Below are 21,324 nucleotides of genomic sequence, written 5' to 3'. Positions count from 1 at the left end.
ATGTTCATCCACAATGCAAATGTATTTGAAAACTCTTCGTTTTCAAACTTTCCGCTTTGACCCCGAGGCAAGCCTCGAGGTATTCTCGGAATAAAATTGATTGAGAATTATCTTGAATTGGAAAAACTTAGGTATGATGAGCGGTTGCAGATTAGTTTTGAGTATGTAACCGACAATCAGGCAGCTATCGCACCACTGATTTTACTATCTTTCATTGAAAATGCGTTTAAACATGGTGCCAGCGAGGATGCCGGTAATTCTTTTATCACGATCACGCTCCATATGCGAAATGGTCATCTGAGCTTTACGGTTAACAACAGTTGCATAGAGGAAGATACTGAAACCGGCGGTAGCGGCATAGGATTGGGTAATATTACGCGGCAACTGGAACTAATCTATCCATCGAGATATGAACTCATCGTCAAAAGAGTTGAAAACACTTTTGAAGTGCAACTGGAAATTGATCTGGAAAATACTTAACAAAGTTAACTTCGCTTTATGAAAATAAAATGTCTTTTAGTGGATGACGAACCACTTGCTATTAAACTGATTCAAAATCACATCGCTCAACTGGATGCCTTCGAAGTTGCGGCTACCTGCTCGACTGCAGTAAAGGCAATGGAGATTTTAAGGACTGTTCATATAGACCTGATGTTCCTGGACATTAAAATGCCTCAGATAACAGGTATCGATTTTTTAAAAAGCTTAAAAGATCCGCCCGCCGTGATAATTACCACTGCATACCGCGAATTTGCTATAGATGGCTACGATCTTGACATCATCGATTATCTTCTCAAACCTATCATATTTGAGCGGTTTTTCAAAGCCATCGACCGGTATTTACGGTCAGTTAAGCCCGATAAAACTGTCGCCTTAATAGCAGCGCAAAAGCGGTACCTTTTTCTAAAATCCGGGTTAAGAAACCACAGGTTGAATACCGATGATATTCTGTATATCGAAAGCCTTAAGGATAATATAGTTGTCGTTTTCGATCATAGCTCTATCACTATAAAGTACAAAATCAGCGATTTAGAACCGGATATCGTAGCGTTACCTTTACTCCGGATTCATCGTTCATTTATTATTAACATTAATAAGATTGCTTCCTTTACCTCAAATGACATTATAATTGCTGGAAAAAGCATTTCCATTGGGCCTAATTATAAGGAATATGTTCTTAGAAAATTACAAACTTAAATTAAAAGGTACTGAATCACATCTTGGAGTTGCTAACTTTGTTAGAACAAAATCCTTATACTTTTTGTATTTAAGAGTATGAAAAAGATCAGAAAAATTAAAGTTTAGAATTTAAAATTCAAGCGGTATCTTTAAGTGAACACCGAGGCAATGTATCCTTAGTAGCTGCTTCAGATATTTATTTTGGTTGAAAATACAATGGGATATTCAGAATTATTTTTAGTGACGAAATGTTTGCTGAAAAGTAATAAATATATTACCATGAATGTTGTCTTTTCTTTTAAAGTCATTTAAAGATTTTCTTAGAGCCAAAAATTCAGATATAAAACTGTTTGTTTTACCACTCAAAAATTTTATTTACCTTTGTTTTGTGTATGTTAAATGAATTAGAGAGCTAATTTGTCGTTTCTTTGCGATGGTTTGAGATGTTATGATGCTTTTAGTTCCCTATTTCTTCCTCATTTTGATTAACTAATTAATAATCAAATAGCTTGAAGTTCTGTATTGGTAAATAGCAAGGTAAAACAAAATAAATTAATGAAAATCAGCTAATTAATCAAAATGGATTTTATTTTGATTTGTTGGATTTTACTCCATTTTGGTGAAATTTGTCCCCTATTTGTCACTTGGAACTGAACTCTTAATTTTTTTTTTAAAACTCGGAGAGATTACTTCGCTTAATTTATCTTATTGCGTCTTACTATCCTAAAAATAAAATTTATGGGTTCGAATATAAGATTACAAGAATCTGCCAGCATTGCGGGCATGAACTCATTGCCAAAACTACAGTTACCAAGTATTGTGGTGATGATTGTGCGAAAAGAGCGTACAAGGCAAGGATTAAAAAACAGAAGATCGACGAAAGTGAATTTTAATACACTTCGAGTTTATTGCTGTTTTTTGGTCTATAAAGGTAGAGTTGAATGTATGTTGTAGTCCCAACATCTTTATCTTTTCGTTTAAAGCCTCCCCATAACGCAGATTTTTCATTATTTATTTTTTCTAAACAAACTATTTTTCCGTTGGCATAAAAAGTCATTTTGTATTTTTCTATGGGCTTCAAATCAAAAAAATCTAAATTGGCGTCAGTTCTGAATTGATAATCGTTATCCCATCGGTATTTAATTTCAGCTGAAGATTGATATAATTGCTGGGAAAATCTTTTTTCTGTGTTATAAAAAGCATCTGCTAAATCATCTTTTGTTCCTTTTAAATATAGGTCTCTTATTTCATTATATTTTGCTACCACTTCCTTTTCCAAAGCTTGTAATTTGTCTTTATCCTTGGGGTTTAAAACTTCTGCATTATCCAAATTATTGATGTGATAGGGAACATCTGAATTAAAATCAAAACTGTCTTCAAAATAATCTTTTCCATCAAAAGTTGCTACTTCTTTACCTTGTATTATATTTTGAGGCGTTGTGTAATTTTTCACTTCTTCTTCATCCCCCCAGCTTTTATTTACGATGTATGTTTTTACAATTTCAATTTTAACACCCGAATTTTTCATTAAAGTTGGATACATTGACTTGGTAGTTTGATTGAAGCCTGGAGATAAACGAACGGTTATTTTTTGTTTTCCAGCTTTAGTAATATCCCAATTAAGAGGGAAATACGAACCTGCCAAACCTCCTCCAGAATTATCTTTGTATTTAATAATTGGGATATCGTTAATTAGAATTTCAAACGAGCAATTACTCGTGTAAATAGTTGCTCCATAATGGGGCTCTTTAGTGAAATGCTTTATTACGTTTCCGATTGCATAAATATCTTTTTCCGATTTTGTATTTCTATTTTGTCCATTACAACCCGTGAAAAGAAGCGCAAAGTTTAAAAAGAAAAGTAGTCTGTATATTTTCATTATTATTTCTCCGTTTATTTTGTTAGATGCGGTCGGTAAGAAAATTACCGCCAACAATTTAGAGCTTTGCTTTCGGGCGATAAATCGAATCACAAATGTTGATATTATTACTAAAGTTCAAATGAAAAACGACCTTTGATTTTTGCAATCAGCCCATCTGATGCAAAACCCTATTGTATATTGTGTTTTATTCTATTTTCATTGCTAATGTATTCGATTTTATTTTTAATCTTGTCGAACCATCTTCAGTTACGTTATAACTTCCTTTGTCATTAGAAACAAATTTATTGAAATAGTCCGTATTACTTTTGTGGATGAAAAAATCGAAATTACTTGGTCCTATTTGAAATGTGCCCTTTGATTTTGATAGAAGACTTAATTCTAAAATTAACGTTTTAATAAAATGTTCATTCTCTACTTTTTCCATTGATTGTCTGCTATTGAACATATTCCAATCAACATTTACAATTTCAAATTTTTGGTCAATCAATTTTTCAAAATCATCTATTCCTGCAATATTGTCGATGGTTTCTTCAGCACTAACATTTATTTTGTTGTCCTTTGCTGTCAGCGAAAGGTTTTTAGGAGAATAATGTGTTCTTTTTGTTTGTGAAAATTTTGAATATTCGTAAAGACTGATTTTTATGGTGTCTGTTTCATGATATGTTATTTTTTCTGCTGACCAAATTACTTGTACGGCACCTTGGTCGATTTTAATTTTATCCACCACATTAATAGAAAATGGCGAAGTTTTATATACTTTTCCTTTATATCTTACCGACAAAATAGGAAATTCAATTTTGCCAAGTTTTGTAGGTTTTGCATAGGTATAAAAAGAATAAAATGTCTTAATTACTTTATCATTGTCACCCGTCAATTCACTCTCTGTTATTTTGTTTAATGACCTATCTAATTTATCGGTCAATTCCAAGCCATTAATTTCCATATTACTACTCCAAATACTATCTGGCTTTTCTTCGAAATGAATAGTAAAATCAATAGATTTTCCAATTTCAGCTTTAGGTTGCACAACAAATTGCACAAATTCTTTTTCATTTTTGGTTTGACAAGAGACAGATGTAAAAGGGAAAATTATAATAATTAGATATAGGAAGCAATTATTTCTTAATTCGTTCATTTTTTTGCTTTTATTTAGGTGTGTTCGTCTAATGCGGTCTTTTAGTATAGCATACAACGTTTTGGGGCTTTGCTCCGGATGGGAAACTTAAGTTCGCCGAAGTCAAATCGAAGCACAACAGTCGATATTATTATTAAAGTTAAATTAGAAAAACTGCGTTGAATTTTGCATTCAGCCAGCCTGAGGAAAAATCCTTATTAGCTGATTTCATTTAATGTTAATCCTTTTTTGGATGCTTTTTTAAATTCAATTGCTCCAAAAAAATCTGAATATTTAAAATCAAACTCTATCATTTCGTGTAATTTATGTTTCCTAATTTGTTTAAGGTATGCAACGTTCTCTTTTAGGAAGTTATTGAGTAAACGCTGTCCATCTTCAACAGTTTTATAACTTAAAACTATTTCTATTGGCAATACTTGTCCTTTTTTATCATAATTTGTCCAAGAACCATTATTTTCTATAAGCTCTTCAATAAGTAAATTGATATTATTAAACTTTTCAAAAAATGGTAATATGTATTCCTCTATTTGATATAAGAATTCTTCCTTAAATTGCTTTTTTGCAATTTCAGATTTCATAATATTCCAAGTTTTCCAATTTTGTAATGGTGTTAAATATCCTAATTGTTTTGTTACCATAATACCACTTTCGTCTTTAAAGTTGTCTTTATTCCATCGTTTTACTATTTCAGAGCTTATTGATATATGAACAATAATATCAAAATGGGAAGTTATTTGGAAAGCAATTTCTTGTGTAATGTCACGGTTAAGTTTTCGCTTAAAAAGTAATCCTTTAGATAAAGTTTTAAAACCGTACATAGACAATTTCTCTTCTAATTCTTTACAAGCTGTAACAGCAAATTCTTTTTCAGGTCTCATATTTTTATAACATCAGCCAACGTTTCAGGCCTTTACTTTGGAGCGGACAATCATAGCACAAAAGTATGGTTGATCGAAAAATTACTGTTAAATTTTGCAATCAGCCCACATGACTCAAAAACCTTAGTTTTTATTCATTCAGTTCGGAATTTGTTAATTCTTTTTCTGAATATTAAAAATTCTAAAGTTGTAAAAAAGAGATAAATCATTGAAAAAATTAAAATATTTCTGAACACAGTAACAGTATTATTGTATAAAAGATTGTCAGTTAATATGGTTATAATGATAAAAATAACATAAAATAATGGGATTCCTAAAAATGTTAATAATGATAGATAAAGACTATTTCTAATTTTATCTATCAGATTTAGAAAAATTGCAAACGAACAAAAAGCCATTGCAATTAGATATATAAATGAATACGCTAAGTTTAATAGTATATCTAAAATTTGTAAAATCCATTCAAGAAAATTTCCATCAGCGTGATTTGTTTCTGCAATTACTATTCTATAAATAATGAATAAAGCAATACTTATTAAAATGTTTTTTAACCAAAACTTAAATATAATTCTTTTCATTTCTTGTACTGGCATCTATTTAAAATCGGGAGGATGTAATAGAATATAATATAATTACTCTTCTCATGTTAGATCTGGATTCAATTTCTTATTTCAAAATAGCATTTACCTACAACTAAAACATTAATTCTCTTCCCGGGTAGGTTGTAGGCATTCAGCTTTAGGAAATTTAACTATAAATAGTGTTAAAATTTAATGCCTAATCAATCTTGTAACATAAAGAATATATAAATTTGTTTCAAAAATAGTTGCAAGTTCGCATAATACTTCTATAAAAACATTATTATTTATCAATATGGAACATTCGAATTACTTTCTAGTAGGTACGTCATATCTAAAAATTTCTCATAAACCACTTTCAACAGGCGATAGACATGGAAATTCCTATGACAATATCACGTCTTATTTAAAAAATAAGTGATTTTTTCAGTTTTGCACCTCATTTGTATCTTAACTAAGATAACTAGCTGTTAATCAGTATCACTTTGCTTTTGTATCGGCAAATAATAGTCTAATTATTAAGTTCAGTTATGTACTCAGATCAGCATTGAATCAAATATTTTATAAAATGTTATTTCCGCACGCACCAGGTGGTCATGGCCCTCATGTTCTGCACATTGGTCGTCTTGATGGGCTCGTGAAGTTTTCCGCCAAGTTTATTGGTGAATCTAACCAGCATTTCCTGATTGACTAAAAAGCGTTCTGATCCGTCTGGAAGAATGTACCTGCCATTTCCGATAAAACGGACGAGTGATTCAATACCGATTTCTGAGGCCAGGCGACAGAAGAAATATCCACCGGGTTTAAGTACACGCCACATAGCGCTTAACATCGCTTCAAAATGTTCCTGATTTTCTGCAAAGTGGAGTACAGCAGAACTAACGACCAGATCAAAACTTTCATTTTCAAATGGTAATTGTTCTATCGGCCCTATTCTGAAGTTTTCTTCGGGATTGATATGGGGAAAGGCACTTGCCAGATTTTTAAGCTGTGCTATAGCTTCAGGATTTTGATCTACCCCATAAACCTGTGCACCACTTTTTAAAAAGTAAAGCAGGTTTCTTCCTGTTCCACATCCAGCATCCAAAACACTTTTGCACCCATCATAGGTACCCTTTATTAACTGGTCGAATAAATAAATATCAATGTTTCCGAAGGTTTCCTGTATATGCTCGCTTTTCATCTCTGGAGCGAAGATAATTACAAATTGCCTGGGATGAAAATCTAATTGTTGAGCATTGTTTTTGCAATTATTTGACTTTATAAATTTAAACATGGAATTTATAAAATGAAGTTACGCAAACCTTTGGATTTCTTTCAAAAACGCTATGATGATTAGTGTTTCAGCGTAAATTAGCGTATTTTCCACCTTGTAAAAATGATGCCAGCTTGGAGATTTAGTTGACCCAGCGATTACAATTATCTTAATAGCTGCAGATACGCTATAATTAAAGGAATGAAACCTTTCAAGATGTCACTGACTCAAGTATAGATTTAGTTTTTCTTTTCGCCAACAGTAATCACCAACGGCTTAACCTGAGGGACGATCTTTAATGATGTGGCGTATTTAAAACCTTTATGTATTAAATTAATTGATAAATTTTAAGGTATAAATAATATCTTGGGGGTAAGAGAAATCAATATGTTAATAGAAAAAGAGAAAACCTCAGAACTTTGGAAGGTAAGTTATAATTGGCTTAAGCAAGCCGGAAGTTTCCCAAATAAAGTTTATTTCAGAGACGAGATTACAACACACCCAGATTATCCGTCGTTAACCGCATTGACTGATGTTTTGGAACAGGGTGGAATGGAATTTTACGCCGTGGAAACTGATCTCCATTCTATCGGTGAGCTAAACTACCCAGCCCTGGCCCATATTAAAAAACCGGAACACAGTTATATGTATATCGTTAACAGTATAAACGATTGGGAAGAATATCGTGAGATTCTTTCAGACTGGAGTGGCATTGTCATTTTTCCAGAGGTTAATTCGAAATGGGAGGTTAAAGAGAATAGCGATGCTGCCCTAAAAGAAAGGGACCAAAAAATTTTCTTATGGATATTCTCAATTATTCTTTTGTCTTTATTCACTTTTAGATCGCTCAACATTAAATCAGTTGAAGAAATACTCATTGGATTGTTTGGTATGTTGGGGCTTTTCCTGAGCGTATTTTTGTTATCAAATGAAGTCGGGTTCCACTCTAGGATCATTAGGCAAGTGTGCGGGGCGTTTAGTAAAAGTGGTTGTGAAAATGTCATGAGCAATAATCTGGCAAGAGGTATCTTCGGAATTACACCGGCGTTGGGCTCGTTAACTTATTTTACTACGCAATTTGTAGCATATATTTTTATTACACCGAACTTCACATTGATAAGTATTACAATAATTCCAGCATGTGTTGCAGGCATTATTGTAATTGGAAGTATTTATGCTCAGGCTTTTATAATTAGAGACTGGTGCGCCTTATGCATTGGAGTAGGATGCATATTATCAGTTCAGCTGCTAATAATTCTGAATAGTTCCCAGCTTGGCTTTGAGCCCTTACCGTTTTTTGTATTTTCCGCCATCTTTTTGGTATTGGTTTATCCTTTGATGATGTTGAGCAGGTTATTCTCATTCAAAATATGGGCAACTACTCAATTACTTGAATTTAAAAAATGGAAAGCGGACACTTCGATTTTTTTATCTCAGTTGCAAAATGAAGAATTGATGGTTTCCGATTCCTCTTTTAGAAATATTTTAATTGTTGGGAACACAGATGCACCGATAAAACTCACAATAGCTTGTAGCCCTTATTGCAAGCCGTGTGCTACTGCACACAAAGATATTCATAGGTTAATAGATAAGTTTCCGGGAATGATCGAGTTGGATATTAAATTATTATGCCCAATGCTTAATACAAATGATAAGTTCACGGAAGCAACAGAATCAATTTTGAATGTAGCATCCTGCACCAATCCAACAGAAATAGCTAAAATTTTAACTGATTGGTTCGAATTAATGAATTTGGAGAATTGGTTAAAAAAATGGGGGAAAGTTGAGTTGAACGATGTATCAGTTCAAAAAAAGCATCACTACATTTGGATGAAAGAGAATCGAATAACGTATACTCCAACGATATTCCTAAATGGAAGAAAAATGCCAACAAGGTATAATTTAAGGGATTTAGAGTCTTTGATTCCACAATTAAATCACTATCTTGGCAAGGCTGGGTCACTGTAAAGTGATGTTGTCTCAGTAAAAAATCAGAACCGCTTAGTAGCAACAGCTAAGATAAACTTTAGAAAAACAACATGAAAACAAATTTGAAAAAGAGCTTTAAAAGCTTAACAAGAGATGAATTGAAAAGTGTACTTGGTGGATCAAGCGTGGCTAGAGGTGACTGTTATGCAACTGATGGCTGTGCATCAGGTTGTGCTACTGACGGCGTATGTAATACTTGCTGTTATGCATCAACACAAAACAAATAATTAGTATCCTTGATTTCGATAGTTTATAACTATCGAAATCACATTAAGAATCAACAATGAGAAAATTATTCTTTTTTACCATTCTGCTTCTTGCCAACATATCTGTATATAGTCAAGGTAATGTTGGTTATATCAACGGAGAAATTATTGATAGCAGTGTTAAAACAGATACCGTGATTTTTTTCGGAGGTCAGATTAGTGAACAGTACTATGAAATGAAAAACATACGCTCCGAAGTGTTGTTTGGAAAATATAAGGTTAAGAGTTCATTTAAGGAGCCGGTAATGTTTAGAATGGTCCTGTCAAGCGATAAAAATAAAATGATATGGAGGGCTGGCCGTTATTTTCTTGACAATAGCACAAAAATAATTAAATCGGATTTGAAAAACACAGAATGTGTTTCGGTTGATGGATCAACTAATGCAGAATATCAAAAAATATTTATTCCATTTATTTTCCAAAAAATCGGAACTTACAGCTGTGTAAAACGGGATATGGAAGTAATTGAAGAAGGTAAGCAATTACAATTTGACTCATTGGTATACTTATATGTGAAAAAATATCCCAATTCATATGTTGCGCTATGGGAACTTGTAAATAGATTCACACGATTCGGTCATTCAACATTACGGGAAAAAACCCTTTACTCATTCTCAGACAAAATAAAAAAAGGAGAGATATGGCATAAGCTCCGTGATGAATTTAACGTAATTGCCATAAAAGAGGGAGTGGTATTTCCATCACCGATGGTTATGGATACTGCATATGTCGAAAAACGATTATCAATTCCTATTGCAAAACTCACTTTGGTTGATTTCTGGTTTAGCAGATGTAAACCTTGTTTAGAAGCATACGTTGAATTAAAAAAACTGCAAGATAAGTATAGGTCAAAAGGCTTTAACATTGTAAGTATATCAACAGACAAGGCAAGTGAAAGAGGACTTTTGCAGAAAAGAATTATAGATTATGGACTTGATTGGACTCATTTTTTAGATGAAAATGGAACAATAACGAAAAAACTACTAATTAAAAACTTTCCAACTACATTTTTGCTTGATTCTGACAGCAACGTAATCAAAAGGGATATTAGCATTGATGATCTTGCCAAATTGCTGAAAGAAAAGTTTGATGATAATTAAATACACAAACCAACTTACCTGCCCCTCTCCATCAATTTGTAATCAGAATGAGAGGCATTTGGCCATGATTGATTAACAAGGTTAAAGATGATTTTCGTGAAAACTTCAGGGAATTAAAGGATAACGATATCACTGCATTAATTGATAAAGCAATCATCAATTATCCGCATCAAAAGAATGATGCTTCAATTGATAAGTTAACAACTGATTTTTTGTACCTATTTATTTGGTGATTTCGCTAAAAGTTGGTTCTTCCCCAATTTTGGTGGTCAATCCGGTGCCAATACCAAAAACATTATTTGCCCCCCTCCCAACAATTTTGTACATGATGAATAGCTATAAGTTCAGGATAAACATGCCATATATTTCGGGTATAGATCTCGCTGGCCAAGTTCAACATATCGGTCTGGTGGTATTCATTAGCCCTGGCATGCTGTTTTCACATCCGCAGATAAATCCTCGAAAGTCCATTTTTCTGGCAAAGCCAGTTAGCTTACAAGAATTTTCAGAAGCAATCCCACAAATTAAATCAAGGGTATTGCATAAGTCATAACAGCAGTATAAATGGTGATTCATTTTTTTTGATTAATAAATATTTGTAAATAGATATTAAGCCCGGCTTTGCAGCGCTCCACCCTGGAAAAAAAAGTAGCTATCGTATTTTCACACTGCCCGAACCCTGTAATTATTTTCTTCTTTCTACTTTTGATTAAAACGCTGATCCTGCAAGCGGTCATATTCCTTTACATAATCTGAATGTTCGGTGCCCATCATCCGGTCCCAGATTCTGAAATACAAGCCGTAATTCCCCTTGAATTTACTGTGATGCAGGTTGTGGTGTACCGAAGTATTCAGAATTTCAAATGCCCAGGTAAAGCGGAACCATTTAGGCATAATTTCATAGCCCAGATGTCCGTACACATTAATGATGAAGCCAGTTACGGTAAAGAGTAATATCGTTAAAGGATGCATCGGCACCAGGATTACAATTGGCACTAAAACAAGTCCCTCTGTGATGGCTTCCAGTATATGAAAACTATAGGATGTCCATGGTGAGGGATTAGTACTCTTATGATGGACCAGATGGGTAAGTTTGAACAATTTTTTATGGTGTAACAACCGGTGCATCCAATAAAAATAAGTATCATGTATAATCAGGCTAAGAAACAGCGCAACACCCATATACCATATTGGGAATTCATTGATGTTTGCGTAGATTCGGGTATATTGATACAGAGGCGTGAAAACCAACGCAACTGCGATGATTGAAAATACGAGTGTACTCTGCATGGAATGCCATACTTCACGGATGAAATCTTTTTTTGTGGCTGGTTTTTGCTGAATTTTAAATTTACCAAGCTTAGCAGGCATAAGCAGATAAAATAGTGCAAAAGGAACTCCGGCAAGCACGAAATACCGGATAGCCGAAATACTAAAAATACTAATGGTGGCTTCTATTATCTTTTCCATATCTATTTTGTTTTATACTTCAAAAGTATAAAACAGATAGATCGTCCGCTGTTAACAAAAGATAATTTAGGGGCTTAACAAAGGATAATTTATATTATTGTTTTCCTTTTAGTATACATCCTTTTGCGAATTCGGCTTAAAGACACCGGGGTGATACCGAGCATGGATGCGATATATTTATCAGGCACACGGTTTACCAGGTCAAAACGGTTGGAGAGTAGTTCCCGATAACGCTCTTCCGGCGACTGCGTTACAAAGGATTCCAGCATTTTTAAAGATTCTGCAAGCATTTTCATCAGGAAAAAGTTGCGGAGCGGTTCATATTCCGGGTGGGTTTTCAAAATTTCTTCCAAAACATCATAATCAATCTGAAGCAACTTTACAGGTTCCAGAGCACGGTAAATAAACCGTGAAGGCTGGCGGTTAATAATGGTATCATGTGAGGCAATAAACTGGCCCTCCCAGCGCAGGAGAAGTGTAGCTTCATCTCCATTTTCCTTAATGGTGTATGTCCGGATTACGCCTTGTTCAATAAATGCCAGCCGACGGCTGTTTTCTCCTTCGCGGATGTAGGTTTCATTGGTTTCCAGCGATACCATAGTCGTCATGGCAAATAATGGTGCAGTATCGGCCGGCAGTACGCCTGCTAAATCAAACAATAATTCCTGTAAGGTATCAATTGATGTTCCCATATTAAATACAAAAAATGCCGATGAGCAATTGCTAATTTAAAAATATCCGGCAAGCCTGCAAAAACTATCTTCAATAAAGGAAATGGAAAACACGGCCATTCCATTGAAAAAAAATCTGATAAAGATTAAAAAAGATCCTCATTATATGGAGAAAATAGAAAATCTGTATAACTGCTGAGAGCAACAGCTTCTGACTGATTAACCTGTAAACCTATCCATATCTTCTATAGCAGGCAATATTATCATTCAGGTATTGGCGTTTGTAGAACCATTAAAAACTTTGAGTACAAAGCTTATTTAGGCAGGGTGAACCAAAAAATAGTACGCTCGTCAGGCACACTGTCAACACCGATTTCTCCTCCATGTTTATTAACAATATTAGCTGAAATAAACAATCCAAGGCCTAGCCCGGAGAATTGATGCTGTTGCTCATCGGCCTGATAGTACCGGTTGAACAGTAAGGGAATCTTTTCGGCAACAATCCCGGGGCCATTATCGATAACGGAAATTTTAACCTGGGTTTCATTATCAATAAGCTCAACCCTTATCTCTGTGGTGCCAGGAGCATATTTAACTGCATTACTGATCAGGTTAGTAAGCACCCGGCCGATCCGCTCTGAGTCGGCATAAACCATGATATCTTCTTTGCCTGTTATAGTTACTATCGGTAGGTCATTGAAAGCAAACAGGTCGACTATTTCTCTGACCAGCTCAAACAGGTTAAAGTTAGTTTTCCGTAGTTCTATCTGGTCACGATAATTTTTACCGGCATTGAGCAAATCGTCTATGATCAGTGAAATACGGTTTATGCCCTTGCTAGCCTGTATAATCAACCTCCTGGTACGCTCAGATTGCCTATTCGCATCCCGTTGCAACATTTGCACCGATCCTTTTAAGCTCGTCACCGGTGTCTTCAGCTCATGGCTGGCAATACTGATGAAATCGTCTTTGTGCCTTTCAATGATTTTGTCCTTGGTGATGTCGTTAATAACACCGATCAGTTTCACAGCCTTCCCATCTTTGCCAGCCTCAGTTTTACCTTTTATATTCAGCCATTGAAGGATGCCATCTGACCTGTTCAACCTAACCTGCACGTCCAGGCCACCTTCTGCTTCAATATTCGATAGTGCCTCCTTGAAAGCCGGAAGATCATTTGCTGATATATGCTCGTAGTAGCTTTCCAAACTCCAATGCTCCTGCCTCTGTGCATATCCAAAAATCTCATCATGGTCGCGGGAACGAAAAACTTCGTGTGTGTCCAGATCAAGTTCCCAGATAGCTGTGCTGGTATACCTGAGGGCAAGGTTTAAACGTTTCTGGCTCTCTTCAAGTCGTTTGAAACTGGAAATATCGTCCAGAACCGTAAAGCCGAAAGTTTCTCCCTGGTCGTTATAGAGTATCGTAGTCACATCAACCCACACGCGGGTGTGGTCTTTTCGGTACAGACAGGCCTTCAGCTTGAAGAAAGGTACCTGCTTAGTCCATATCATTTCCTGGAGATGATGCCAATGTGAGATATATTCTTCACAGGCGTGATCCAGAATTTTGGTTCCTTCGAGTTCCTCGGGTGGATAATCCAACATATCGCAAAGGGCCTTATTGACCTTTAAAATGGTCAGGTCTGACTGTATAATCTTTGAGGCTACACTGGTAAGTTCAAAGAATGTGTTGAACTTTTCATCACATTCTTTGAACCTCTTCTCAAAATTATTTCGCTCTTTATTTTCCTGCATAACAATTTTCAGCTGATAAAGTGATAACACTTTAAGTCCAAATATGTTTAACAACAATCTTTAAGCTTCCTCTCACCAGCCCCCAACAATAAATTTATTTCTGATAGGATGCTTTAATTAAGCGCATTCTGCAAAATGACCACACCACAAAATTTGAATTTGAAGATCAGAAAAGGAACATGAAATAATTGTTGTATGCTGAAATTGAATCAATACTATCGTCTCCGAAGTACAGCGATTATGAACAATCAAAGCATGGAGTTACTACTGGAATAAAGCGTTACCGTTAAGTGTAAATAATTTGTAATTTGGATTTTTATTTATATCATCAATTATTAGTTATAAATAATTAAATTTTCAAGCCCTGAAGAAAACCAATATCATTTCTAAAAGAATACGCTGCTATATGGATAAATACCCTGTTCCTGCTAACGAAGACGGACGAATTAATAAGCTCAGGTTTTTTGACCTTTTACAGCTGAAAAAAGATCCACAGTTAGATATTTTTGCAGAAACAGCTGCACTTATCGCCGATTGTCCCGCTTCTCTTATCGCTATGATGGAGAGCGAAACGCAGGTGATCCAAAGTTGCATAGGCCTTGATTTTGATTCTGTAGACAGAAAAAGCACTTTATGTCAATATACGATTGCAAGTGGTGATGTTGTAATTATCAATGATACATTAGCAGACGAAAGATCATTCGAGAATCCCCTGATATTAGCAGGAGGAATTCGCTTTTATGCAGGAATCCCTTTAATAGATGATGAAGGATTTGTATTAGGAACCCTATGCGTTATTGACTATGAACCTAAAACATTGACACAAAAGCAAGTGACTGCTCTGCAAAAAATTGGAGGTGCTGTTACCAATCTGCTGACGGGAAAAAGGAAAGAGATTGAAGCTGAATACTTTCAGCAAATCTTCAATATTTCCAATAATCTGATTTGTGTTCTGGATAACAACTTTACGCTCAAGGATGTTAATCCTGTCTTTGAAAAGGTTTTCAGGTTTAATAAAACAAAAACTCCCGGTCAGAATTTTTTAAACGTTTTAGGTGAACATAATAATGAACTGCAACTGCTCATAAAAAAGCTGCCCGATGTTCAGGAGGAAGTTACATTTTCTACTTCCACAAAAATCAGTGATGGTTCAGCAATTATAGTAGAGTGGTCTTTAAAACAGAACCAGAACAATTCTGAGATTTTCTGCTTCGGTATCAATATTACCCAACAGATAGAAGAAAAACAAAAACTTGAAAGTTCAGAACGCCGCTTTAGAAGCTTTTTTGAAAATGCGATTGGCTTAATGAGCATGCATGATATGCAGGGAAATATACTTTCAGTTAATGAAAAAGGAAGAAAAACACTTCAATATTCGGCAGAAGAAGTCAAAAAACTGAATTTAAAAGACCTCGTTCCCGAAAAGAACTGGCCTTTACTTGCACGGTATCTTGAAAGAATCAATGGCAATAAAGAAGATCTCGGAACTATGATCCTGAAATCTAAGGAAGGAGAAGAAATGATCTGGATGTATCATAATCTGGTAGAAACTGACCCACAGGGAATGCCATACGTTGTAAGTACAGCTTTAAATGTTACAGAAAGAATGTCTCTTGAAAAAGATCTGCTGTATACTAAGAAAATATTAGAACAGACAAGTGCGGTAGCACAGGTCGGAGGTTGGGAAGTCAATCTTAAAACCAATACCGTTTTCTGGTCGCAATCTACTAAAGAAATACATAAAATAGACCAGGCATTTCAGCCTGATTTTGAAAATGCATTAGGATTTTACAGTACAGAAAGCAGAAAAAAAGTAGAATCATTATTTGAGCGGGCTGTGAAAGAAGGAATACCGTATGATGAAGAATTTCAGCTTATACGTAATGATGGAGTGATGATATGGGTGAGGGTGAAGGGAATACCAGAATTTGAAGATGGTGTCTGTACAAAAATGTTCGGAATCATCCAGGATATTGATACCTTCAAAAATATTTATATGGAACTGGCTACGCAAGAAGCCATGCTACAGTCATTTGTAACTTATGTTCCTACCGCAGTAGCAATGTTCGATAAAGATCTCAACTATCTTTCGGTAAGCAGCAGCTGGAAAAATGAGTTCCAGATGCATGATACAGATCTTATAGGAAAAAATATGTTTACTGTTTCACCCAATGTACCGGATGAAAGGAAGAAAATATATAAAGATGCACTCGGTGGTAAAGCCTACATCAATAGCGACATGGCTTTAGAAGTTCCTCATAAAGAAGGAATACAGCATTATAATATTGTGGTAAGCCCCTGGTATCTGTCAGATGAGGTTACGGGTGGAGTGATTATTTCTGCGCAAAACATTACGGAGTCTGTAAAAATTAATGAGGAGCTAAAAAAAGCAAAACAGATGGCAGATATTGCCAACAAAACCAAGTCTGAATTTTTAGCCAATATGAGCCATGAGATAAGAACGCCGCTGAACGGGGTAATCGGGTTTTCTGATCTTTTGCTTCAAACACCATTAAATGAGGTACAAACACAGTATCTCAATTATATTAATGAGTCAGGCGAAAACCTGCTGAATATTATTAATGATATTCTTGATTTCTCTAAAATTGAATCAGGGAAAATGGAGCTCCTGGTCGAAAAAGCCGATGTTTATGACATGGTGAGTCAGGTCATCAATGTGGTTCTTTATCAGTCTCAGAAAAAAAATATCGAACTTCTTTTAAATATTGAACCGGGATTACCTAAAACAATCTGGCTTGATGAAACACGATTAAAGCAGATTTTGATCAATCTTCTCGGGAATGCCGTGAAATTTACAGCACAGGGCGAGATAGAGCTTAAAGTGGAAAAACTGAATACAGACGATAAAAATATAATATTACGATTCTCAGTAAGAGATACAGGAATTGGTATTCCTGTAGAAAAACAGCAGCATATCTTTAATGCTTTTACTCAGGAAAACAGTTCTATCAGTAAACAATATGGAGGAACCGGTCTCGGACTTACCATTTCAAATAACATTTTGAAATATATGGGAAGTAATCTTACTTTGATAAGTGAACTAGGGAAAGGTTCTGTTTTCTATTTTGATATTCAGATTCCTTATGAAGTTTCTGATCAAAGCGAAGACGAAACACTAAAAATCAACAAGGTGCTTATTGTTGACGATAACGAAGCAAACAGGGTTATTCTTCAGCACATGCTTGCTTACAGGAATATAGATTCTACACTGGCTGCCAACGGAATGGAAGCTCTTCAGATGCTTTTAGCCGGTGAGCGTTTTGATATTATTCTGATAGATTACCACATGCCGCTTATATCAGGGTTGGAAACAATCGAGAAAATAAAGCAGCTATTTAACCAGCGAAATGAAGTCTCACCTCTTGTTATCCTTCACACCTCTTCTGAAGAACATGACGTGATCAATTCTTTCAAGAAGGAAGAAAACTCCTATTTTCTGCTTAAACCTATTAAGTCTGAAGAACTGTACAAAACCTTAAGGCGGGCAATAAAAAGTTCAGAAAAAGAGGCAGTTGCCCACAAACGATTGCAGACAGAGGAACCTTCCCTGCTCATGACTTCGCCTCTTGTCTTGCTTGTTGATGATAATCCGGTGAATATGGTTCTGAATAACAGGATGATGAAATCATTGATTCCCGATGTAAGGTTAGCAGAAGCAACCGACGGTTTGCAGGCTTTGGAACAATGCCGGAACCAGCTTTTTGATCTGCTGTTGATGGACGTACAAATGCCTGTAATGGACGGCATAGAAGCCACGAAGCAAATCCGGCTGTTACCGGAATACTCCACAATTCCTATTATTGGGGTTACAGCAGGAAATGTACTTGGTGAAAAAGAAAAATGTTTGGATTCGGGAATGAATGATTTCCTGCCCAAGCCTCTCAGACAAAACGATCTTTTGGAAATGTTGAAAAAACATATTGGCACTGGCGTTCAGACATTGTCAGAAAACCCACCACAACCAGAGACCTATTTGGATATAAATCTTCTGAACGAGCAGATGGGTGATGATGATGATTTCAAAAAAGTATTTTTGAACTTAGTGGTACAAGGGCTTATCCAGGCAGAAGAAAATATAAAATTAGCGGTAAAAGAAAAAAATACCGAAGAGCTAAAGAGAATTCTTCACAAGCTGAGAGGAACTGCCGGAACTGCTGGCTTAATCATGCTTACAGAACAAACTGCCAGTTGGGAGAAACGCATTGAAGAAAACATGGAGTATAATGCTATGGAGTATGAAATCATACATGAAATAAAGACAGGACTACAATTAATTAAGGATTTAATATAATAAATCACAGGATCATAGATTGCTTCGTCGTGCCTCTTCGCATCCGATAGCTATCCGATGACGAATTTTTTGGAGGCTGTAAATGATAGCTTAATGAATTTCTTTTATTAATGCGCTGAAATGGTCTTCGACTACGCTCAGACTGACATACAAATTAATTTTATTTAATTTTTAAACAGGCTCTTATACTTTTTGTCTTTAAGAGTATGAAAATTAATAATCAAACAGATTGAAGTTTTGCATCTGCAAATAACTTATTTTCGAGTACTTGAATAAGTTATAAAAATTACATAATAAACTTACTTTGGCCATTGCAGAACACATAAAAGCTAAATACTTCACAAGGCTATGTTTCTCTACCCTTCGCTCCTATTCCCTAAACACCATTTAAAGTATATTTTCTGGTTAAATATCAACCTGGACCTTGGATTCTCATAATTAATACTAACAGTGATATAGAACAACTCAAACTTAAATACATATTATTCAGTCTGTTATACTATCGACTATAAGTTTATATAGCTTGGTACAGGACTTTTAAGTGTGGCTTGGTGTAAGATGAAATCTAATGCATCTCGCAAATTTGATGTTTTAATATTATCAGATCGCTGTTAAACAATAGATAATCTTTAAACCACCGCATGAGGTTATATTGTAAGAATCCCTTTTAATGGCAACTTCATAATAATGTATTAAGGAAATATATACCATAATCTTGTCCATTTGTCTATTTCGATACAGCTCGTTAATACTCAATTTTGTATGCTAACATATTAGGTATAGAACTGCGACAATTAAAAATATATAATTATGATCAAAAGAAAAACATTAATACTGGGCGTCACAACAGACTCCACCCGATATTCTTATGTAGCGGCTATCCGTCTATCCAATTCCGGACATACTATTATTAACGTAGGTTTAAGAACAGGAAATGTAGCCGGCGTTGAAATTGAAATGCCCGGAGAAATATATACAGATGTTCACACGATTACGCTGTATATTGGCCCGTCAAAACAGCAACCGTTATACGATTATATTATTAAAACAAATCCTCAACGTATTATTTTTAATCCAGGTACAGAAAATGAAGAACTTAAGAAGCTGGCTAACGCCCATGGCATAGCAACAGAAAATGCCTGCACGTTAGTTTTACTATCATTAGGCCAATATTAATTAAAATTGGCATCGCCAGCATTTAATTAGATGTACTAAAGCGCGCCTGCCAGCTTTAAGATTTTGATATAATAGTAAAAGCAGCATTTTTCATTTTAATGGAAGTGCTGCTTTTTTTATAACTTTTTCACTGATGTTTAATTTTCAATAATTTAATTGTCTCCTGTTCCTGATCGCTATGATTATGATTATTTTTCAGATGCCCGCATTTGTAAACTACTGTAAAAGTAAATCTTAAAGGAAAAATGTACTACAGTAACCGCCTTATATCCATTTTTAAGGGTTTGATGATTTCTGAACTTTGCATTGTGGGATGAAGTTCTGTCATGTTGAACATTTTCAACAGCAGGTACAGGGTTTCTCCTAAGCTTAGTACAAATTAAAAATCATTAAAATGACGAAGAAACAAAACCGCACCCTGGGTGCATTCGAAAAAACATTTTGGTTACTGGATCAAATCGATTCTAAAGACTTTGCCCTCGCTGCAGAGGTAGAAGGCAAAGAAACGGCTGTGGCATGGCAATCAGCTATTAGACAAGTACAACAAAGGCATCCTAACCTTTCGGTAAGGATTGTTATGGACGAGTTTAATCGACCTGCTATAGAGCACGTCGACTCGCTAGAAATTCCGCTGAGGGTACTGGATGTAGACAACGATTTTAAATGGGAACAAGAGGTTGAAAAAGAACTATCAATACGATTTGACACCAGCAAGGGTCCGTTGTTAAGAGTATTGATACTTCAGAAACCTCAGGATACGGTAGTGATACTGGTGGCAAACCATACATTAGTAGATGGTTCTTCGCTCAATTACCTTTTCAGGGACATGTTAAATGCAGTAACCGGCCAAAAACTGGAAATACTGGCTCCGCAAAAATCTAACGACGAAACTTTAGGCTTGCCTGATGATGTAGCCATTACCGAAACTAAAAGTGCAGGTTATGTGTTTAAAAAGATAAACCCGGTTTATCCGAAGGTAGAGCGCATAAGATTTTCCGAAGCGAGCACTTTACGAATACTGGAAAAATCACGGTTAGAACAAACAACCGTGCACGGTGCAATTTGTGCTGCGGCAGTAATTGCGGGCAGAAAGCTGCACAGTGAGTGGGCAAACAAAAAACTCGAACTGATCTCTCCTATCTGTACCAGGAGGGCACTTGAGTTAGATGATAACTTCGGGTTAAACATCACCACGCATCCGGTTTATTTTGAGCCTGAACTTGACCCTTATTTTTGGGATGTCGCCAGACTGGCAAAATCAGGCCTCGCCGGAACTGATACCGCAGCGCATGTACAGAATTATATCGGCTTTTTTAGGGAACTAACCTTTAACAGTACTGATATCCAACAGATGATTGATATATTAAAACAAGCTTTTAACCATGATATTATGGTTACTAACCTGGTAAAGGTAAAATATGATACCAACTTCGGAAAGCTCAGGCTGAAATCGGTTTATGGTCCAATGGTGCGCTCAGGCAAAGGTAAGGAGCAAACAATCGGCGCAATAAGCAGCAATGGACAGCTTTGCCTTACCAATACGAGTGACAACCCAATACCGGGTATATTAAAGGAAATGGAAAATATACTTTTAAAAGCATGCCATGAGCACGCAGAAAGTATTGCCTAATTAACTGTAAAACACCATTCAATGCACAAAAATAGTATTGAATGGTGTT

Annotated in this window: 14 protein-coding genes; 7 read left to right on the top strand and 7 right to left on the bottom strand. The window is 35.4% G+C overall.

Annotated elements, in window-relative coordinates:
- Positions 1–117 precede the first annotated feature (117 nt).
- Positions 118–480, top strand: coding sequence for a LytS family sensor histidine kinase (locus BCL90_RS00140; protein WP_121281952.1), 363 nt, complete (start codon positions 118–120; stop codon positions 478–480).
- Positions 481–498: 18 nt separating this feature from the next.
- Complete coding sequence (locus BCL90_RS00135; RefSeq protein ID WP_121281951.1) at positions 499–1,197, top strand: LytR/AlgR family response regulator transcription factor; 699 nt, start codon at positions 499–501, stop codon at positions 1,195–1,197.
- Positions 1,198–2,068: 871 nt separating this feature from the next.
- On the opposite strand, the gene BCL90_RS00125 is transcribed toward BCL90_RS00135, so the two are convergent.
- The 4 genes from BCL90_RS00125 to BCL90_RS00105 all read right to left on the bottom strand — a co-directional run bounded on the left by BCL90_RS00125 (position 2,069) and on the right by BCL90_RS00105 (position 6,928).
- On the bottom strand, positions 2,069–3,058 hold the full coding sequence (locus BCL90_RS00125; RefSeq protein WP_134380804.1) for a hypothetical protein: 990 nt from the start codon (positions 3,056–3,058) through the stop codon (positions 2,069–2,071).
- Positions 3,059–3,245: 187 nt separating this feature from the next.
- Entirely contained in the window at positions 3,246–4,196 is a 951-nt protein-coding gene (locus BCL90_RS00120; RefSeq protein WP_121281949.1) for a BatD family protein, read from the bottom strand.
- 197 nt (positions 4,197–4,393) lie between these two features.
- Entirely contained in the window at positions 4,394–5,074 is a 681-nt protein-coding gene (locus BCL90_RS00115; protein ID WP_121281948.1) for a hypothetical protein, read from the bottom strand.
- A gap of 1,149 nt (positions 5,075–6,223) precedes the next feature.
- Positions 6,224–6,928 (bottom strand): class I SAM-dependent methyltransferase, encoded by a 705-nt coding sequence (locus tag BCL90_RS00105; protein ID WP_244095161.1) that lies wholly within the window; start codon positions 6,926–6,928, stop codon positions 6,224–6,226.
- A gap of 366 nt (positions 6,929–7,294) precedes the next feature.
- Between BCL90_RS00105 and BCL90_RS00100 the strand changes: the two genes are divergently transcribed.
- A complete protein-coding gene (locus BCL90_RS00100) occupies positions 7,295–8,875 on the top strand; it encodes a vitamin K epoxide reductase family protein (protein ID WP_134380806.1) in 1,581 nt (526 codons plus the stop codon).
- Positions 8,876–9,179: 304 nt separating this feature from the next.
- A complete protein-coding gene (locus BCL90_RS00095) occupies positions 9,180–10,262 on the top strand; it encodes a TlpA family protein disulfide reductase (protein ID WP_121281946.1) in 1,083 nt (360 codons plus the stop codon).
- A 699-nt stretch (positions 10,263–10,961) separates the two neighbouring features.
- On the opposite strand, the gene BCL90_RS00085 is transcribed toward BCL90_RS00095, so the two are convergent.
- The 3 genes from BCL90_RS00085 to BCL90_RS00075 form a co-directional block, all read right to left on the bottom strand.
- A complete protein-coding gene (locus BCL90_RS00085) occupies positions 10,962–11,732 on the bottom strand; it encodes a sterol desaturase family protein (protein ID WP_121281944.1) in 771 nt (256 codons plus the stop codon).
- 89 nt (positions 11,733–11,821) lie between these two features.
- A complete protein-coding gene (locus BCL90_RS00080) occupies positions 11,822–12,424 on the bottom strand; it encodes a Crp/Fnr family transcriptional regulator (protein WP_121281943.1) in 603 nt (200 codons plus the stop codon).
- A 293-nt stretch (positions 12,425–12,717) separates the two neighbouring features.
- Positions 12,718–14,157: a PAS domain-containing sensor histidine kinase gene (locus BCL90_RS00075; protein ID WP_134380808.1), complete on the bottom strand. Its 1,440-nt coding sequence runs from the start codon at positions 14,155–14,157 to the stop codon at positions 12,718–12,720.
- A gap of 406 nt (positions 14,158–14,563) precedes the next feature.
- On the opposite strand from BCL90_RS00075, the gene BCL90_RS00070 reads away from it, so the two are divergent.
- From BCL90_RS00070 to BCL90_RS00060, 3 genes are all read left to right on the top strand, one after another.
- A complete protein-coding gene (locus BCL90_RS00070) occupies positions 14,564–18,469 on the top strand; it encodes a response regulator (protein WP_121281941.1) in 3,906 nt (1,301 codons plus the stop codon).
- 810 nt (positions 18,470–19,279) lie between these two features.
- On the top strand, positions 19,280–19,645 hold the full coding sequence (locus tag BCL90_RS00065) for a CoA-binding protein (protein ID WP_121281940.1): 366 nt from the start codon (positions 19,280–19,282) through the stop codon (positions 19,643–19,645).
- A 394-nt stretch (positions 19,646–20,039) separates the two neighbouring features.
- Complete coding sequence (locus tag BCL90_RS00060; protein WP_121281939.1) at positions 20,040–21,275, top strand: condensation domain-containing protein; 1,236 nt, start codon at positions 20,040–20,042, stop codon at positions 21,273–21,275.
- Positions 21,276–21,324 lie beyond the last annotated feature (49 nt).

This window comes from Pedobacter alluvionis (genome assembly GCF_003664035.1).
Taxonomy (GTDB): Bacteria; Bacteroidota; Bacteroidia; order Sphingobacteriales; family Sphingobacteriaceae; genus Pedobacter; species Pedobacter alluvionis.
The sequence above is the reverse complement of the archived record's forward strand: the minus strand, read 5'-3'. Positions and strand labels throughout refer to the sequence as shown.

What these genes read in the sequence shown, in the direction of transcription:
- BCL90_RS00135 (WP_121281951.1), top strand. Translation starts at nt 499, where the DNA reads ATGAAAATAAAATGTCTTTTAGTGGATGACGAACCACTTGCTATTAAA.
- BCL90_RS00125 (WP_134380804.1), bottom strand. Translation starts at nt 3,058, where the DNA reads ATGAAAATATACAGACTACTTTTCTTTTTAAACTTTGCGCTTCTTTTC.
- BCL90_RS00120 (WP_121281949.1), bottom strand. Translation starts at nt 4,196, where the DNA reads ATGAACGAATTAAGAAATAATTGCTTCCTATATCTAATTATTATAATT.
- BCL90_RS00115 (WP_121281948.1), bottom strand. Translation starts at nt 5,074, where the DNA reads ATGAGACCTGAAAAAGAATTTGCTGTTACAGCTTGTAAAGAATTAGAA.
- BCL90_RS00105 (WP_244095161.1), bottom strand. Translation starts at nt 6,928, where the DNA reads ATGTTTAAATTTATAAAGTCAAATAATTGCAAAAACAATGCTCAACAA.
- BCL90_RS00100 (WP_134380806.1), top strand. Translation starts at nt 7,295, where the DNA reads ATGTTAATAGAAAAAGAGAAAACCTCAGAACTTTGGAAGGTAAGTTAT.
- BCL90_RS00095 (WP_121281946.1), top strand. Translation starts at nt 9,180, where the DNA reads ATGAGAAAATTATTCTTTTTTACCATTCTGCTTCTTGCCAACATATCT.
- BCL90_RS00085 (WP_121281944.1), bottom strand. Translation starts at nt 11,732, where the DNA reads ATGGAAAAGATAATAGAAGCCACCATTAGTATTTTTAGTATTTCGGCT.
- BCL90_RS00080 (WP_121281943.1), bottom strand. Translation starts at nt 12,424, where the DNA reads ATGGGAACATCAATTGATACCTTACAGGAATTATTGTTTGATTTAGCA.
- BCL90_RS00075 (WP_134380808.1), bottom strand. Translation starts at nt 14,157, where the DNA reads ATGCAGGAAAATAAAGAGCGAAATAATTTTGAGAAGAGGTTCAAAGAA.
- BCL90_RS00070 (WP_121281941.1), top strand. Translation starts at nt 14,564, where the DNA reads ATGGATAAATACCCTGTTCCTGCTAACGAAGACGGACGAATTAATAAG.
- BCL90_RS00065 (WP_121281940.1), top strand. Translation starts at nt 19,280, where the DNA reads ATGATCAAAAGAAAAACATTAATACTGGGCGTCACAACAGACTCCACC.
- BCL90_RS00060 (WP_121281939.1), top strand. Translation starts at nt 20,040, where the DNA reads ATGACGAAGAAACAAAACCGCACCCTGGGTGCATTCGAAAAAACATTT.